The organism is Acidovorax sp. Root568 (assembly GCF_001427445.1).
Taxonomy (GTDB): domain Bacteria; phylum Pseudomonadota; class Gammaproteobacteria; order Burkholderiales; family Burkholderiaceae_C; genus Acidovorax; species Acidovorax delafieldii.
The window spans coordinates 1-16,912 of record NZ_LMGP01000002.1 but is presented as its reverse complement, the minus strand read 5'-3'; the positions used below and the strand labels follow the sequence as shown (position 1 = coordinate 16,912).

17 protein-coding genes are annotated in these 16,912 nt (G+C 57.6%); all 17 read left to right on the top strand.

What is annotated here, in order from left to right:
* The first annotated feature begins 60 nt into the window (after window positions 1-60).
* Window positions 61-486 carry a nucleoside-diphosphate kinase gene (gene ndk, locus ASD75_RS03510; RefSeq protein ID WP_008905954.1) on the top strand — a complete coding sequence of 142 codons (426 nt, stop codon included), beginning with the start codon at window positions 61-63 and terminating at the stop codon, window positions 484-486.
* A gap of 90 nt (window positions 487-576) precedes the next feature.
* Entirely contained in the window at window positions 577-1,689 is a 1,113-nt protein-coding gene (gene rlmN / locus ASD75_RS03505; RefSeq protein ID WP_056743275.1) for a 23S rRNA (adenine(2503)-C(2))-methyltransferase RlmN, read from the top strand.
* 33 nt (window positions 1,690-1,722) lie between these two features.
* Complete coding sequence (gene pilW, locus ASD75_RS03500; protein WP_056061981.1) at window positions 1,723-2,556, top strand: type IV pilus biogenesis/stability protein PilW; 834 nt, start codon at window positions 1,723-1,725, stop codon at window positions 2,554-2,556.
* On the top strand, window positions 2,549-3,484 hold the full coding sequence (locus tag ASD75_RS23060) for a RodZ domain-containing protein (protein WP_082564874.1): 936 nt from the start codon (window positions 2,549-2,551) through the stop codon (window positions 3,482-3,484). The genes pilW and ASD75_RS23060 overlap by 8 nt, the downstream gene beginning before the upstream one ends.
* Window positions 3,484-4,764 (top strand): flavodoxin-dependent (E)-4-hydroxy-3-methylbut-2-enyl-diphosphate synthase, encoded by a 1,281-nt coding sequence (gene ispG, locus ASD75_RS03490; protein ID WP_056061984.1) that lies wholly within the window; start codon window positions 3,484-3,486, stop codon window positions 4,762-4,764. Before ASD75_RS23060 ends, ispG begins: the two co-directional genes overlap by 1 nt.
* Window positions 4,765-4,916: 152 nt before the next feature.
* Window positions 4,917-6,179 carry a histidine--tRNA ligase gene (gene hisS, locus ASD75_RS03485; RefSeq protein WP_056061987.1) on the top strand — a complete coding sequence of 421 codons (1,263 nt, stop codon included), beginning with the start codon at window positions 4,917-4,919 and terminating at the stop codon, window positions 6,177-6,179.
* Between the two features lie 14 nt (window positions 6,180-6,193).
* Window positions 6,194-6,892 carry a tetratricopeptide repeat protein gene (locus tag ASD75_RS03480; protein ID WP_056743271.1) on the top strand — a complete coding sequence of 233 codons (699 nt, stop codon included), beginning with the start codon at window positions 6,194-6,196 and terminating at the stop codon, window positions 6,890-6,892.
* Between the two features lie 2 nt (window positions 6,893-6,894).
* The gene (bamB, locus tag ASD75_RS23055) at window positions 6,895-8,058 is read left to right on the top strand and encodes an outer membrane protein assembly factor BamB (RefSeq protein ID WP_082564873.1); all 1,164 of its coding nucleotides are present in this window, start codon (window positions 6,895-6,897) and stop codon (window positions 8,056-8,058) included.
* Window positions 8,059-8,071: 13 nt separating this feature from the next.
* Complete coding sequence (gene der / locus ASD75_RS03475; RefSeq protein ID WP_056062205.1) at window positions 8,072-9,415, top strand: ribosome biogenesis GTPase Der; 1,344 nt, start codon at window positions 8,072-8,074, stop codon at window positions 9,413-9,415.
* 105 nt (window positions 9,416-9,520) lie between these two features.
* Window positions 9,521-9,775 (top strand): RNA chaperone Hfq, encoded by a 255-nt coding sequence (gene hfq / locus ASD75_RS03470; RefSeq protein ID WP_056743269.1) that lies wholly within the window; start codon window positions 9,521-9,523, stop codon window positions 9,773-9,775.
* Window positions 9,776-9,868: 93 nt separating this feature from the next.
* A complete protein-coding gene (hflX, locus tag ASD75_RS03465; protein ID WP_200947555.1) occupies window positions 9,869-11,014 on the top strand; it encodes a GTPase HflX in 1,146 nt (381 codons plus the stop codon).
* Between the two features lie 53 nt (window positions 11,015-11,067).
* The gene (gene hflK / locus ASD75_RS03460) at window positions 11,068-12,438 is read left to right on the top strand and encodes an FtsH protease activity modulator HflK (RefSeq protein WP_056743267.1); all 1,371 of its coding nucleotides are present in this window, start codon (window positions 11,068-11,070) and stop codon (window positions 12,436-12,438) included.
* Window positions 12,439-12,447: 9 nt separating this feature from the next.
* Entirely contained in the window at window positions 12,448-13,356 is a 909-nt protein-coding gene (gene hflC, locus ASD75_RS03455; protein ID WP_056061999.1) for a protease modulator HflC, read from the top strand.
* Between the two features lie 27 nt (window positions 13,357-13,383).
* Complete coding sequence (locus tag ASD75_RS03450; RefSeq protein WP_056062002.1) at window positions 13,384-13,566, top strand: DUF2065 domain-containing protein; 183 nt, start codon at window positions 13,384-13,386, stop codon at window positions 13,564-13,566.
* Window positions 13,567-13,656: 90 nt separating this feature from the next.
* Entirely contained in the window at window positions 13,657-14,805 is a 1,149-nt protein-coding gene (locus tag ASD75_RS03445) for an ATP phosphoribosyltransferase regulatory subunit (RefSeq protein ID WP_056743265.1), read from the top strand.
* Window positions 14,806-14,832: 27 nt separating this feature from the next.
* On the top strand, window positions 14,833-16,209 hold the full coding sequence (locus ASD75_RS03440) for an adenylosuccinate synthase (RefSeq protein WP_056743262.1): 1,377 nt from the start codon (window positions 14,833-14,835) through the stop codon (window positions 16,207-16,209).
* Between the two features lie 57 nt (window positions 16,210-16,266).
* On the top strand, window positions 16,267-16,791 hold the full coding sequence (locus tag ASD75_RS03435) for a phosphoribosyltransferase (RefSeq protein ID WP_056062011.1): 525 nt from the start codon (window positions 16,267-16,269) through the stop codon (window positions 16,789-16,791).
* Window positions 16,792-16,912: the final 121 nt, after the last annotated feature.

Genomic DNA, 16,912 nt, shown 5'->3' with positions numbered 1-16,912 from the left:
AATCGAGGGCTTTGTCCGGTGGACAAACGAATCACAGCAACAACCATTCAGGAAATCAACATGGCAATCGAACGCACTCTCTCCATCATTAAGCCCGACGCAGTGGCCAAGAACGTCATCGGTCAGATATACGCTCGTTTTGAAGCTGCCGGCCTCAAGGTCGTGGCAGCCCGCATGGCCCACCTGTCGCGCCTGGAAGCCGAGCAGTTCTATGCAGTGCACAAAGAGCGTCCTTTCTTCAAGGACCTGGTGGACTTCATGATCTCCGGCCCTGTGATGATCCAGGCCTTGGAAGGCGAGAACGCCATCCTCAAGAACCGTGAACTCATGGGCGCAACCGACCCCAAGAAGGCAGAAGCTGGCACCATCCGCGCCGACTTCGCTGACAGCATCGACGCTAACGCTGTGCACGGCTCCGACGCCGCTGAAACCGCACAGGCCGAAGTGGCATTCTTCTTCCCCGGCCTGAATATCTACTCGCGCTGAGATGGTGATGCTCCCCATGCCCGCACCCACCTTGGTGGGAGTCCAGTGTCATGGGGGTAGCTATGCCTGGTCTCCAGTGGGTTTGGCACCATGAGCACGAATCTGCTGGAATTCGACCTCGACGGTCTGGCGGCGTTTTGCGAGCGGCTGGGGGAAAAGCGCTTCCGCGCCACCCAGCTGTTTCGTTGGATTCATCAGCGCGGTGCCAGCGATTTCGACGCCATGAGCGACTTGGCCAAGGCCTTGCGTGACAAGCTCAAGGGCTGCGCGCAGGTCGAGTCACTGCCCGTTGTTTCAGAGCATGTGTCCTCGGACGGCACTGTGAAGTGGCTGTTTGATGTGGGTGATGGCAACGCGGTGGAGGCCGTGTTCATCCCGGAGGATGATCGTGGAACCCTCTGTGTGTCATCGCAGGCGGGCTGCGCTGTCGGTTGCCGCTTCTGTTCTACAGGCCATCAGGGTTTCAGTCGCAATCTGACGACGGGTGAGATCGTCGCCCAGCTGTGGTTTGCAGAGCACTCCCTGCGCAAGCGCTTGCAGACTGAAGACCGTGTGATCTCGAATGTGGTCATGATGGGCATGGGGGAGCCGCTGCAAAACTATTCGGCATTAGTACCTGCGCTCAAAGTAATGCTGGACGATCACGGGTATGGCCTGTCGCGCCGCCGCGTGACGGTGTCTACATCGGGCGTCGTGCCCATGATGGACCGCCTTGCGCAAGACTGTCCCGTGGCATTGGCGGTGTCGCTGCACGCACCCAATGACCCCCTGCGCGACAACCTGGTTCCGCTCAATCGCAAGTATCCGATCGAGGAGTTGCTGGACGCTTGCAACCGCTATTTGGCGCATGCACCCCGTGACTTCATCACGTTCGAATACTGCATGCTTGATGGTGTCAATGACCAGACGGAGCATGCGCGCCAACTGATCGAGTTGGTCAAGCGCAGTGGTATTCGCTGCAAGTTCAATCTGATTCCTTTTAATCCGTTTCCCGCATCAGGGCTGTTGCGGTCCCCGCAAAATCAGGTGCAGGCCTTTGCCAAGATACTCAGTGACGCGGGCATTATCACCACGGTGCGCAAGACGCGCGGTGATGACATTGACGCGGCGTGCGGTCAATTGGCTGGGGATGTCAAAGATCGTACCCGGGCCGCAGAACGCATGGCAAAGCAGCGCACAATCGTGCTCAAACCGGTGACTTGATCAGGCAGTTGGCAAACTTCAAGGAGGCTCTACATGGCGGGAATGGTTGGACGCTGGCAGCATATTGGCCGCTGGACACTCACGGCATGCAGTGCGGTGGTTTGCATATGGGCGCTCCAGGGGTGTGCAACAAACGCATCGTCTGCAGTCAGTGACGCCGATGCAGGCTTGGTGACTCCGTCCGATGAGCCTGAGTCGCGGCGCCGCGCTCGCATCCGGCTGGAGTTGGCCTCCAACTATTTTGAATTGGGGCAAACGGCGGTCGCACTGGATGAAGTCAAGCAGTCGCTGGCTGCAGATCCTTCTTATGCCGATGCTTTCAATCTTCGTGGCCTGATTTACATGCGCCTGAGTGACTATGCACAGGCCGAAGACAGTTTCCGCCGTGCCTTGTCGCTAAGGGCAAATGACTCCAACGTACTGCACAACTATGGCTGGCTGATGTGCCAGCAGCAAAAGTACGTGGAGGCCGACCAATATTTTGTCCGAGCCATTGCCAACCCCGCCTATACAGCGCGTGGCAAAACGTGGATGGCCCGTGGCCTGTGCCAGTCAGGGGCGGGACAGTTTCCCGAAGCGGAACAGTCTTTCTTGAAGGCCTATGAATTCGATGCTGCGAATCCGGTGGTCGGTTATCACCTCGCAGCGCTCTTGCTGCGGCGCAACGAGTTGTCGCGTGCGCAGTTTTACATTCGACGGCTCAACAACAGCGATTTCGCCAACTCTGAATCGTTGTGGCTGGGCATCAAGGTGGAGCGGGCTTTGGGCGACACCGTGGCAATGAGGCAACTGGCTGCTCAGTTGCGCAAGCGCTTCCCGGATTCCAGGGAGCTGGGTGCATACGAACGTGGGGCTTTCAATGAGTGAGGTGGTGGAGAGCGGAGTGACGGCGGGCGGCTTGCTCAAGGAGGCCCGGCAGGCGGCAGGCATGCACATCGCAGCCCTGGCGGTTGCGTTGAAAGTACCCGTCAGCAAGTTGGAAGCCCTGGAGGCAGATAACTACACAGTGCTGCCTGACACCGTATTTGTGCGCGCGCTGGCTTCGAGTGTTTGCCGTACCCTCAAAATTGACCCAGCGCCCATTTTGTCTTTGCTTCCCCAAAGTCAAAGTCCTCGTCTGTCTGTGGACAGCGCGGGTATCAATGCACCTGTGAAGGGTAGTGCCGGCAAATCTTCGTCGTCCTCTTCGGCGTCATTCGCGGGTTCAGGTTCCGGCTCGCGTTCGGTGGTGTTGGTCGTTCTTGCACTGTTGGTGGGAGCTGTGGTTTTGTTCTTTGTCCCTCGGCATTCCACGCCAGGGGATTCTTCCGATCCAGTGCCCGTTGCGGTGCCAGATGCTTTGCCGGCCAATGCCTCCGAGCCTGCACCTGCAGTGGTGCCACCAACGTTGGAGCGCCCCGCCGATGCATCTATTTCTGCATCGCCCGCCGCTGCTTCGGCGGCTTCGGTGCCTGTGTCTGCTGCGCCACCTTCCGCTGCACCTCCAGCGCCTGCTGCCGCTGGCAGTGGCGTGTCTGCGGGCGCTGTTTCGGCCGCTGATGGCGCGGCAGATGCTCCCTCCGGTCTCCTGGTGCTGCGCGCGCGCGGTGCGTCATGGGTGCAAGTTCGCGATGCCAATGGTGCACTGGCGTTGCAACGCAATCTGGCGGCGGGAGAGTCGGTATCGGTGTCGGCACCCACGCCCCTGGCGGTGATTGTCGGTCGCGCTGACGCGACGGAAGTGATTGTTCGAGGAAAGCCGTTTGATCTGACGGCAGTCGCCCGTGAAAACGTGGCGCGTTTCGAGGTGAAATAGTGGAAAACTCCCCGATTGATTTTGGGCCGGTGGCGATTGCTTCGCCCTTACCTAGACGTTCGCGCCAAGCGAAAGTTGTCTGGGGTTCGCGTGTGGTGACCGTGGGGGGGGATGCTCCCGTGCGCGTGCAGTCCATGACCAACACCGACACCGTCGATGCCATTGGGACCGCGATTCAGGTCAAGGAGCTCGCTCAGGCGGGGTCGGAGTTTGTCCGCATCACCGTTAATACGCCAGAAGCTGCTGCAGCGGTACCGTACATCCGAGAGCAACTGGATCGCATGGGTGAGAACGTTCCCTTGGTGGGCGATTTTCACTACAACGGACACCGCCTGCTCACCGAGTTTCCGGACTGCGCCCAGGCTTTGTCCAAGTACCGAATCAACCCTGGCAATGTGGGCAAAGGTGACAAGCGCGATAAGCAATTTGGTCAAATGATCGAGGCTGCCATGCGCTGGAACAAGGCTGTGCGCATCGGTGTCAACTGGGGCAGTCTCGATCAGGAGTTGCTGGCTGAGCTGATGGATACGAACAGCCGCCGCAGCAATCCATGGGAGGCTCGTCAGGTCATGTACGAGGCCCTCATCACATCGGCCATTGAATCTGCACGTCGTGCAGAGGCCATGGGGATGGACGGCAACCAGATCATCTTGTCGTGCAAAGTCAGCGGAGTGCAGGATCTGATTTCGGTGTACCGCGAGTTGGCACGCCGTTGCGACTACGCTTTGCACCTGGGTCTCACCGAAGCCGGTATGGGAACCAAGGGAACGGTTGCTTCGGCGGCCGCATTGTCTGTGCTGCTGCAAGAGGGTATTGGCGACACGATTCGTGTGTCGTTGACACCCCAGCCCGGCGAGGCGCGTACCCAAGAGGTGGTTGTGGCATCCGAAATCTTGCAGGCCTTGGGCATGCGGGTTTTTGTGCCCAGCGTTACCGCTTGCCCGGGATGTGGCCGTACCACCAGCACCACCTTTCAGGACCTGGCCAAGCAAATCGACGATTTCCTGCGTGCGCAAATGCCTGTGTGGCGCGTGCGTTATCCGGGTGTGGAATCGCTACGGGTTGCAGTTATGGGCTGCATCGTCAATGGCCCGGGTGAAAGCAAGCACGCAGACATTGGAATCAGTCTGCCGGGGACGGGTGAGGCGCCTGCCGCCCCTGTCTTCATTGATGGCGAGAAGGCAATGACCCTGCGCGGTGACGATATCGCCAATGAATTCCATCGCATCGTCGAGCAGTACATCGAAAAGCGTTTTGGCGCCGGGGTGTCTGCTGCTTGACCGGTAGTGCTGCAGCCACCCGCACCGTAAAGCCTCGGGAGGTGGTCTGTCCAGCTTATGTAAATTTCCGCCAGACATAGAAAAGAAGCGCTGTGAGTAACGAAAAAAGCAGTCCCTCGTCCAAACCAGAGAAGCTGGTTGCGGTGAAGGGCATGAACGACATCCTGCCTCCGGAATCTGCCCGCTGGGAGTGGCTGGAGGCTAAGGTGCGCGACCTGATGGCGCGCTACGCCTATCGCAATATCCGCACACCCATTGTCGAACCCACACCGTTGTTTGTACGTGGATTGGGCGAGGTCACCGACATTGTCGAGAAAGAGATGTACTCGTTTGAGGACCGTCTCAATGGGGAGCAGCTGACGCTTCGCCCCGAAGCGACAGCTGGTGTGGTGCGTGCGGTTGCAGAGCACTCCATGTTGTACGACGGCGGTAAGCGCCTGTACTACATGGGCCCCATGTTTCGTCATGAGCGTCCCCAACGCGGACGCTACCGCCAGTTTCACCAGATCGGCGCCGAGGCACTGGGGTTTCCGGGTGCCGAGGTCGATGCCGAGTTGATTCTTCTGGCGAGTGCCCTGTGGCGCGACCTTGGCCTGCAGAATGTGCGTCTCGAACTCAACAGTTTGGGGCAGCCGGACGAGCGCAAGGCTCACCGTGCTGCATTGATCGCGTATCTGGAACAGCACGTCGATGCTCTTGACGAGGAGGCGCGTCGGCGGCTGCACAGCAACCCTCTGCGTATCCTCGACACCAAGAATCCCGCGATGCAGTCGCTGGTGGAAGCAGCGCCTCGTTTGATTGACTTTCTGGGTCAGGAGTCTTTGGCTCATTTCAATGCCGTCAAGGCCATTCTTGATGCCAACGGGATAGCTTGGACTGTCAATCCTCGCCTGGTGCGTGGCATGGACTACTACAACCTCACTGTGTTCGAGTTTGTGACGGATCAGTTGGGCTCGCAGGGCACGATCTGCGGTGGGGGGCGCTACGACTACTTGATCGAACAAATCGGTGGCAAGGCCGCACCGGCGGTGGGTTGGGCGTTGGGGGTCGAAAGGGTACTGGAGTTGCTCAAGGAGCAGCAAAGTGCCACCCCTTTGCTGGTTCCGGACGTCTATGCCATTGTCCCTTCGGCGGCCGCGTTACCTCGGGCTGTGGCTACTGTCGAGCAATTGCGCCAACATGGTGTTCGTGTCCAGATGCACGCGGCCCCTTCGCTGGAGGGCATGGGCAGTATGAAATCGCAATTCAAGAAGGCTGATGCCAGTGGTGCAATGCACGCGCTGGTGTTTGGCGATGATGAGCTGTCTCGTGGCATGGTGACTGTCAAAGCCTTGCGTGATGGCGCAGGTGAGCAAACCGAGCGCCCGCTGGACTTGGTCGCGCAATGGTCGGCCACCCTACAATCCACCCGCTAACCCAATCACATTCCATGGCAAATCATCTCGACCTTGAAGAACAAGAGCAGCTAGACCAGCTCAAGCATTTTTGGAACACCTGGGGCACGTTGATCAGCTCCGTGGTCATTGTCGTTGCAGGTGCAGCGGCTGCTTGGAACGGTTACCAGTACTGGCAAACCCGGCAGGCCACCCAGGCGGCTGCGTTGTTTGATGCTGTGGATGTGGCTGCGCGGTCTGCCGATAACGTCCGCATGGAACAAGCTTTTGCCGATCTGAAGTCTAAATATGCAGGGACTGTCCAAGCTGGGCAGGCAGGCTTGACCCTCGCCAAGGCCATGCAGGGCACTGGTAATGTCGAAGGCGCCAAAGAGGCGCTTATGTGGGTTGCAGAACAATCGTCAGACGAGGGCCTCAAGGCCTTGGCCAAGTTGCGATTGGCTGGTGTGCTCATGGATCAAAAGAACTATGACGAAGCACTCAAGCAACTATCCAGCAGTTTCGCGCCGGAATTCTCCTCTGTTGTGGCGGACCGCAAGGGTGACGTCCTGATGCTCCAGGACAAGCGTCAGGACGCGATTGCTGAGTACACCAAGGCATATAAGGGGTTCGAAGACAGTGTTGAGTACCGCCGTTTGGTGGAAATCAAGCTGAACGCGCTGGGTGTCTCGCTGCAAGGTGTGAATGTGGCTTCTGCTGTCTCTTCAACCGCAACACCTGCGGAGTCCAAATAACCATGTCGTCGCCTATCAACGCAAGGTCAGGGCACCAATTTTTTGTGCGCGGTCTGGTGGTAGCACTAGTGGCTGCCACGTTGGCCGGTTGTTCTTTGTGGAGCGCCGACAAGTCTAAGCCTGTGCCTGCCGACCTCGGAGCCAATGTGGCCGTTCTGGGCGTGCGGCAAGCATGGACTGCGCGCCTTGGCAATGTGGCTGGATTGCCATTGGAGGTCCATGTTGCTGGCAATGTGGTGACCGTCGCGTCAGCTGATGGTGCGGTGGCAGCCCTGGATGCGCGTACGGGGGGGGATATCTGGCGAGCAGCGCTGGCTGAACCTCTGTCGGCAGCTGTGGGTAGCGATGGCAAGTTCGCGGCGGTGGTCTCGCGTAACAATGCACTGATCGTTATTGATGGGGGGCGTGAGCGCTGGCGTGAGACGCTCGCTGCTCAGGTATTCACACCACCTCTGGTTGCAGGCGGTCGTGTTTTCGTGTTGTCGGCAGATCGATCCGTGTCTGCCTTTGATCTGTCGACAGGCCGTCGTCTCTGGGCCCAGCAGCGCCCCGGGGAGCCTTTGATATTGCGCCAGGCTGGTGTCTTGACCGCTGTGGGTGACACGCTGGTGGTGGGGTTGTCAGGCCGTTTGGTCGGATTGAATCCTGACAATGGCAGTGTGCGATGGGAGACCCCCATTGCCAGCGCACGGGGCACCAATGACGTGGAGCGCCTTGTCGAGTTGGTGGGGCGCACCAGCCGTGTGGGCGAAACAGTGTGCGCTCGATCCTTTCAAGCTGCTGTGGGTTGTGTGAACACGGCAAGGGGAACGACCGTCTGGACGCAGCCTGCTAGCGGAGCAGAAGGCGTTCACGGCGATGCAGAGGCCATTTTTGGTTCTGAGAGCAATGGCACTCTTGTCGCGTGGCGCCGCGCGGACGGTTCACGCTTGTGGGGTATCGATCGACTTAAATACCGCAAACTCACGGCGCCACTGCTTCTAGGACGCTCGGTAGTCGTCGGTGACGACTCGGGTTTGGTGCATTTGCTGTCCCGTACAGATGGTTCGCCCCTGAACAGGCTGGCGACAGATGGGTCTGCCATCGCTGCTGCCCCAGTCGTGGCTGCAGATACCCTGGTGGTTGTTACCCGCAATGGCGGCATTTACGGATTCCGTCCAGATTGATCGGTCTTATTCAATGAAGCCAGTTATCGCCCTCGTGGGGCGTCCGAATGTCGGCAAGTCCACGCTCTTCAACCGTCTGACCAAGTCGCGTGACGCTATCGTCGCTGACTTTGCGGGACTTACGCGTGACCGGCACTACGGTAACGGCAAGCAGGGAAAACACGAGTACATCGTCATTGATACCGGTGGCTTCGAACCCGACGCTTCCAGCGGCATCTACCGCGAGATGGCCAAACAAACGCAGCAGGCCGTCGCAGAGGCGGACGTGGTGATTTTTGTGGTGGATGCCCGTGCAGGTGTTTCCGCGCAAGACCACGACATTGCCAATTACTTGCGTCGCTTGGGCAAGCCTTGCGTGCTCGTCGCCAACAAAGCGGAGGGCATGCTCCAGGGCGTCCAACTAGCGGAGTTCTATGAGCTGGGGCTGGGCGAGGTTTATCCTGTGTCTGCGGCGCACGGGCAGGGCATACGCAGTTTGGTTGACATTGCGCTGGAGCCGCTCAATCTGCCTGAGCCTGACGATTCGGATACGGCGTTGGACAAGGGCGTAATCAAGCTTGCCGTGGCGGGGCGCCCTAACGTGGGTAAGTCCACCCTGATCAACACGTGGCTTGGCGAAGAGCGACTGGTGGCATTTGATATGCCCGGCACGACCCGCGATGCCATCACTGTGCCTTTTGAGCGCAATGGCCAGCGCTTTGAGCTGGTGGATACTGCAGGACTGCGCCGCAAAGGGAAGGTGTTTGAGGCTATCGAAAAATTCTCGGTAGTGAAAACGCTCCAAGCCATCGAGTCCGCAAATGTGGTGCTGTTATTGCTCGATGCCACCCAGGGGGTAACGGACCAGGATGCCCATATCGCGGGCTATATTCTGGAGAGTGGCCGCGCTGTGGTTCTGGCGGTGAACAAATGGGATGCTGTGGATGACTACCAACGGCAACTCTTAGAGCGCTCCATTGAGACGCGGCTAGCGTTTCTGAAGTTTGCTTCGTTGCACTTCATTTCTGCGAAGAAGCGTCAGGGGCTTGGCCCTCTATGGACATCTATTGCCCAGGCCCACCGGGCGGCCACCTGCAAGATGTCCACGCCAGTACTCACCCGACTGTTGCTGGAGGCAGTTCAGTTCCAAAGCCCCAAGAGGGCGGGGATGTTCCGCCCCAAAATGCGGTATGCGCACCAAGGCGGCATGAATCCGCCCGTGATCGTGATCCATGGTAACTCGCTGGAGCACGTGACTGATGCTTACAAGCGATTCTTGGAAGGGCGCTTCCGCAAGGAGTTTGATCTTGTGGGGACCCCTTTGCGCATTGAGATGAAAACCTCGCACAATCCTTTTGCGGACAAAGACGAGGCCTGACGACAAAGGCTCTTCAGTCGAGGGGCCATGTGTGTTAAAGCCAGAGCGTGCGTCTGGCTGTGGTAAGGTGCTGGTTTACAACAACACTTGAACACGGAGAATATCGTGAGCAATAAAGGCCAGCTTTTGCAAGACCCCTTCCTTAACGCATTGCGTCGGGAGCATGTTCCAGTGTCCATCTATTTGGTCAACGGGATCAAGCTGCAGGGGCAAATCGAGTCTTTCGACCAGTATGTGGTGTTGCTGCGCAATACTGTGACGCAGATGGTTTACAAACACGCGATTTCTACGATCGTTCCAGGTCGGGCGGTCAATTTCTCTACCTCAGAAACCCCTGATGCTGACAACAGCAACTCTTGAGTTGTTGTCTGGTAGCGGGGCTCGCTTTCTGAGCGAGGTAGAGCAGGGAGAGGGTGGTTGGCTTTGAGTTCGGCTTCTGCATCCTCGTCCGCTATGACGCCGGTGTTGCTGGTGGGCGTTGATTTTGGTCTCCCTCACTTCGATGCTGAGTTGGAAGAGTTGGGACTGCTCGCCCAGACGGCGGGTTTACGGCCTGTTGCTCGCATTACTTGCAAGCGGAAAGCGCCGGACGCGGCACTCTTTATTGGCTCTGGCAAAGCGGATGAAATTCGCACCTTGGCCCAGATGCATGGGGCAGTGGAGGTGCTGTTTGACCAATCACTCAGCCCCGCGCAGCAGCGTAATCTGGAACGTCATATCGAGCTTCCAGTCAATGACCGCACGCTGTTGATTCTGGAGATCTTTGCGCAACGTGCGCGAAGCCACGAAGGCAAGCTTCAGGTTGAGCTCGCCAAGCTGCAGTATGTGAGTACACGGCTGGTGCGGCGCTGGTCTCACCTGGAGCGCCAGACTGGCGGTATCGGTGCCCGGGGCGGTCCGGGTGAAAAGCAGATCGAGCTGGATCGACGGATGATTGGTGACGCGATCAAGCGCACCAGAGAGCGCTTGATCAAGGTCAAGCGTCAGCGCTCCACGCAGCGGCGCCAGCGCGAGAGGCGCGATACCTTCAATATTTCGCTTGTTGGATACACCAACGCGGGTAAGTCCACGCTTTTTAATGCTCTGGTTAAAGCGCGAGCGTATGCAGCGGATCAACTTTTTGCCACGCTAGACACTACAACACGCCAGTTGTATCTGGCAGATGCGGCGCGATCTGTTTCTCTGTCCGATACGGTGGGCTTTATCCGGGATCTCCCTCACGGATTGGTGGATGCCTTTCAGGCTACGCTGCAAGAGGCTGTCGATGCAGATCTGCTGCTTCATGTGGTGGATGCTTCCAACCCGGATTTCCCGGAGCAGATGGCGCAGGTGGAGCGGGTGTTGATGGAAATTGGTGCATCGGATATTCCGCAGATACTGGTGTTCAACAAGCTTGACGCATTGCCTGAAGAGCGACGCCCCTCCCTGCTGGTAGACCAATACGAAGTGGGGGGGCAGTCGCTTTCCCGTCTGTTCGTAAGTGCTCGATCTGGAGAAGGTCTTGATGATCTGCGCCGCGCTTTGGCCGATAGGTTGCTGGCTACGCGTGAGGATATGACCCCAGCAGACGCCCTTGAATTGCCGGATGTGTTGCCCTGATTGGGCACAATGCATGATCGAATGACGCCATCAGAGAACCAGAGATTTTGCGCATGAATTTTCATACTCGCACCCTACGCTGGGCTTCATTGCCGGACCGTATTCGGGGCATGTTCAATCTGAACGATCCACGCTGGGGTCGCGGGGATGATAAGTCGGAGGACGGTAACGTGCGCCCTGAGGATCGACCTGCAGCGTCACCCGCAGGTCAGAGGGGTGGGGATCAGCGGCCAAGCAATGGCCAGCAGCCGCCTGATCTCGACGAGCTCTGGCGTGACCTTAATCGCAAGCTTGGCAGTCTGTTCGGGGGAAAGAATGGTTCTGGCCGTGGCCCGGGAGGAGGGGCTGGCGGTGGCTTTCAACCTGATATGAAAAGCGCCGGTGTGGGTGTTGGCTTGATTGCTGGCATTGCGTTCGTGATCTGGATGGGCACAGGTTTCTTCATAGTGCAAGAAGGCCAGCAAGCCGTCATTACGCAATTCGGCAAGTACAAAAGCACAGTGGGTGCTGGTTTTAACTGGCGCTTGCCTTACCCAATTGAGCGTCATGAGCTCGTTTTTGTGACGCAAATTCGCTCCGCTGATGTGGGGAGGGACACGGTCATCAAAAGCACGGGCTTGAGAGAGTCCGCGATGCTGACCGAAGACGAAAACATCGTGGAGATCAAGTTTGCTGTTCAGTATCGCCTGAGCGATGCCAGGGCATGGCTTTTCGAAAGCAAGAATCCCTCAGATGCTGTGGTTCAAGCGGCGGAGACCGCCGTTCGCGAGGTGGTGGGCAAGATGCGCATGGACACGGCATTGGCTGAAGAGCGGGATCAGATTGCGCCTCGCGTTCGCGCGCTCATGCAGACCATATTGGACCGTTACAAAGTTGGCGTCGAAGTTGTTGGCATCAATTTGCAGCAGGGCGGTGTGCGGCCGCCTGAGCAGGTGCAGTCCTCCTTTGATGATGTCCTCAAAGCTGGACAGGAGCGCGAGCGTGCCAAAAACGAGGCACAGGCTTACGCGAATGATGTGATTCCACGCGCCGTGGGCTCTGCCTCTCGTCTGAACGAGGAGGCTGCTGCGTACAAGGCGAGGATCGTTGCACAGGCTCAAGGTGACTCGCAACGGTTTGCTTCTATTTTGGCGGAGTACCAGAAGGCTCCGCAGGTAACCCGTGATCGTATGTATCTGGACACGATGCAGCAGATTTATGGCAACGTGACCAAGGTGCTGGTGGAGTCGCGTCAAGGCTCCAATTTGCTGTACCTGCCGCTCGACAAAATTATGCAAGGGGTAGCAAGCGGGTCCGGAGCGCTGGATACCCCTGCGGCCACCAGCTCGCCTCCAGCGGTGTCACCAGCAACACCCGCACCAACCTTTTCGAATGACGCTCGCGCGCGCGACACCAGCCGCACCCGTGAACGTGAATCCCGCTAGGAGTAGTTCGTGAACAGAGTCGGTTTTATTGCATCTACCCTTCTGGTGGTGCTTGCTCTCATGAGCTCCATGCTTTTTGTTGTGGACCAGCGGCAGTTTGGAGTGTTGTATGCGCTGGGTCAGATCAAAGAAGTGATCACGGAGCCTGGCCTCAATTTCAAGCTGCCTCCTCCATTTCAGAACGTCACCTACATAGACAAGCGTTTGCTGACCTTGGACAGCACGGACACCGAGCCCATGTTGACTGCTGAAAAGCAGCGTGTCGTTATCGACTGGTATGTGCGCTGGCGCATTTCCGAGCCCACTGAGTACATTCGCAACGTTGGGCTGGACGAGACGGCGGGTGCCATGCAGCTCAATCGGGTGGTTCGCAATGCTTTCCAGGAGGAAATCAACAAGCGCACGGTGAAAGAGCTGCTCTCACTCAAACGCGAAGCGCTGATGGCTGATGTCAAGCGCGAAGTCTTGGAGACAGTGCGTGGTTCCAAGCCCTGGGGGGTTGATGTGGTTGATGTGCGTATTACCCGTGTTGATTACGTGGAAGCCATCACTGAATCTGTGTACCGGCGCATGGAAGCGGAGCGAAAGCGCGTGGCCAATGAGTTGCGCTCTACAGGTGCTGCAGAAGGCGAAAAGATTCGTGCAGACGCAGATCGTCAGCGCGAGATCACAATCGCCAATGCCTATCGGGATGCTCAAAAGCTGAAAGGTGAGGGCGATGCGGAAGCGGCCCGCATCTACGCCGAAGCGTTTGGCAAAGATCCTCAATTTGCCCAGTTTTATCGCAGTCTCGAGGCGTACAAGGGCAGTTTCAATAAGAAAAGCGATGTGATGGTGCTGGACCCATCGTCCTCTGACTTCTTCAAGGTCTTTCGCGGCTCAGCGTCTGCATCGGCGCCTGTTGCTCCACGCAAGTAAACAAGTGGCGCTGGTTGTGAGAGGTGAATGATGTGGGACAGTCTTTGGACGGCATTTGCCTTGGTCCTGGTAATTGAGGGTTTTTTGCCTTTTTTGTCCCCCCAGGTCTGGAAACGTACGGTTGCGCAGATCGCTCAATTGCAGGATGGCCAAATACGCTTTTTCGCATTGTTGGCCCTTGCTGCGGGTCTTCTGATGCTTTGTTTCTGAACGCTGTCACACCCCTCGACTGGGAGATTCCTTGGGGAGTCTCGCCCGGTCCCGGTAGAATCACGGTTTTAACAGCCTCCCCTTTTCTCCATGTCTGCTTGGGTCCTTCCGGATCACATTGCCGATGTCTTGCCGTCTGAAGCGCGGCACATCGAAGAATTGCGTCGCGGGCTGCTTGATACAGCCCGCTGTTATGGTTACGAGTTAGTGATGCCCCCGCTGTTGGAGCATCTGGAATCTCTCCTTACGGGCACTGGCGAAGCGCTGGATCTGCAAACCTTCAAACTGGTGGACCAGCTATCTGGTCGTTCCATGGGGCTGCGAGCTGATACGACTCCGCAGGTTGCTCGCATTGATGCGCATTTGCTCAATCGCAAAGGTGTGACACGTCTTTGCTACTGTGGTCCTGTGTTGCACACGCGTCCTGACCGCCCGCATGCCACCCGCGAGCCTCTTCAGTTTGGTGCCGAAATCTATGGGCATACCGGGCTGGAGGCCGACCTTGAGGCTTTGCAGTTAGCTCGGGAGTGTTTGCGAGTTGCCAATGTACGCGACACAACCATTGATCTTGCGGACGTGCGCATCGTCCGCAGCCTGTTGGCTGGTGTGAGCGTGAGCCCGCACCTGCTCAGCGGCATTCATTCTGCTTTGGCGGCCAAGGATGCGGGAGAGTTGACAGTCTTGACGCGTGGCTTTCCTGAGGAGTCTCGGCAAGGCCTTCTCGCTCTTGTCCAGCTATATGGAGACTCTGCTGTTCTGGCTGAGGCTGAAAATGCGCTGAAGCGCATTTCTGGTGTGTCTCAAGTGCTATCAAATTTGAAGTGGTTGGCGTCGCGTCTTGACGGAGCCTCTGTCACTTTCGACTTGGCTGATTTGCGTGGATATGCCTACTACAGCGGTGCGCGCTTCGCGATCTATGCGCCCGGTGCCAGCGATGCCCTGGTGCGCGGCGGCCGGTACGACGAGGTGGGGGCAGTGTTTGGCCGAAATCGTCCTGCGGCGGGATTTAGTTTGGACATCAAGCAGGTGGTTGGCGTGGTGCCACCCCTTGCGCTGAAGGCTGCCATTCGTGCTCCCTGGGGCGAGGCTGCGGATGTGAATGCAGCGATTGGAGAGCTTCGGTCCGCAGGGGAAACAGTGGTGTGTGTTTTGCCAGGGCACGAGAGTGAGGTGGATGAGTTCCACTGTGATCGTGAACTGGTTCAGGTTGCGGGCCGTTGGGTCGTGCAGGCTGTTTGAGCAATTGTCATTTGAATTGGGTTTGAGATGAAAGCAACCAAAGGTCGCAACGTAGTGGTGGTCGGTACCCAGTGGGGCGACGAAGGCAAAGGCAAGTTGGTCGATTGGCTGACGGAGAGCGCTCAAGGGGTTGTGCGTTTCCAGGGGGGGCACAACGCTGGCCACACACTGGTGATCAATGGTGTGAAGACGGCGCTGCATTTGATCCCGAGCGGCATCATGCGCCCTGGGGTCAAGTGCTACATCGGCAATGGCGTGGTACTTTCTGCAGCGAAGTTGTTTGAGGAAATTGAGGGGCTTGAGAAAGCCGGTGTCGAGGTTCGTTCGCGCCTGCGTATCAGTGAGGCATGCCCGCTGATCCTGCCTTTCCACGCGGCAATTGACGTTGCGCGTGAGGCGGCCCGAGAGCAGGGGGGGGCTGAGAAGATTGGTACCACCGGCCGTGGCATTGGTCCAGCTTACGAGGACAAGATTGCCCGCCGTGCCTTGCGCGTACAGGACTTGAAGTACCCCGAGCGATTTGCTTCCAAGCTGCGCGAATTGCTGGATTTGCATAACCATGTATTGACCACGTACCTGGGCTCTGCAAAGTTCGTTTTTGGCGATGCGCTGAAGCCATACATCCAGGATGGTAAGGTGCAGTTTGATGTCGTGTACGCCGAAGCCATGCGCCATGCAGAGTTGCTGAAGCCCATGATGGCTGATGTGTCGCGTGAGCTGAATGAGGCGAATCGCGCGGGTGCGAACCTTCTGTTTGAGGGCGCTCAAGGGACCCTGCTGGATGTAGACCATGGCACATACCCGTATGTCACCTCCAGTAACTGCGTGGCGGGGAATGCTGCTGCAGGATCTGGCGTGGGGCCGGGCATGCTTCATTACATCCTCGGTATCACCAAGGCGTATTGCACCCGCGTGGGTGGCGGGCCTTTCCCTACAGAGTTGGATTGGGAAGTGCCTGGTACGCCAGGTTATCACATGAGTACGGTGGGCGCTGAAAAGGGAGTGACAACGGGGCGTAGCCGTCGCTGTGGCTGGTTTGATGCAGCTTTGTTGAAGCGCAGCGCCCAAGTCAATGGTCTTACTGGCCTTTGCATCACCAAGCTGGATGTGCTGGACGGGTTGAACGAGTTGTTGCTGTGCACGGGTTACGAGCTCGACGGTCAGCGTATTGATTTGCTTCCCATGGGCGCAGAGGACATCGCTCGGTGCACGCCAATTTATGAAACGCTCCCTGGCTGGAGTGATTCCACCGTCGGGGTGACCGAGTACGACAAACTACCCGAAAGTGCGCGCCGCTATCTTGAGCGCATCGAAGAAGTGACAGGGGTTCCGATCGACATGATCTCAACCAGTCCTGATCGCGACCATACGATCATGATGCGCCATCCTTATGTCGCTGTCTGACCTGTAGTTTGCCCTGCTGCCATCAAGTAAACGCCAATTGTTCAGGAATCATCCACTATGTTGACCGAAGACGGAAAACACCTCTATGTCAGCTATGACGAGTACCACAGCCTCATCGAAAAGTTGGCGCTGAAAGTTCATCAGTCGGGTTGGGCGTTCGACACCATCCTCTGTCTCGCTCGCGGTGGGTTGCGCCCAGGTGACATTCTCAGTCGTATCTTTGATAAGCCGTTAGCGATCATGTCCACGAGCTCCTACCGTGCCGAGGCAGGAACGGTGCAAGGACATCTTGATATTGCACGCTTTATCACCACGCCCAAGGGTGAAATTGCAGGGCGCGTGCTCTTGGTCGATGATCTGGCTGATTCAGGGCACACCTTGCACGCGGTGATCAACATGCTTAAGACCAACTACGCGCCCATCACCGAGCTACGTAGCGCCGTGATCTGGACGAAGGGTCTATCGACGTTTTCTCCAGATTACTCCGTGGAGTTTTTGCCGAGCAATCCTTGGATCCATCAGCCCTTTGAGGGCTACGACAGCCTGAGTCCGGAGAAGCTGCTAGAAAAGTGGCGAGTCTGATTTTTCTTGCCGGCCCTGAAAGTCGTGCTATAGTCGAGGGCTTCGCTACTGAGACCTGAGCGCAAAAGTGTTGGGGTTGATGGGGTGGTTTGTGGTGGTGCTTAGGTGCTGCGGCGGATGA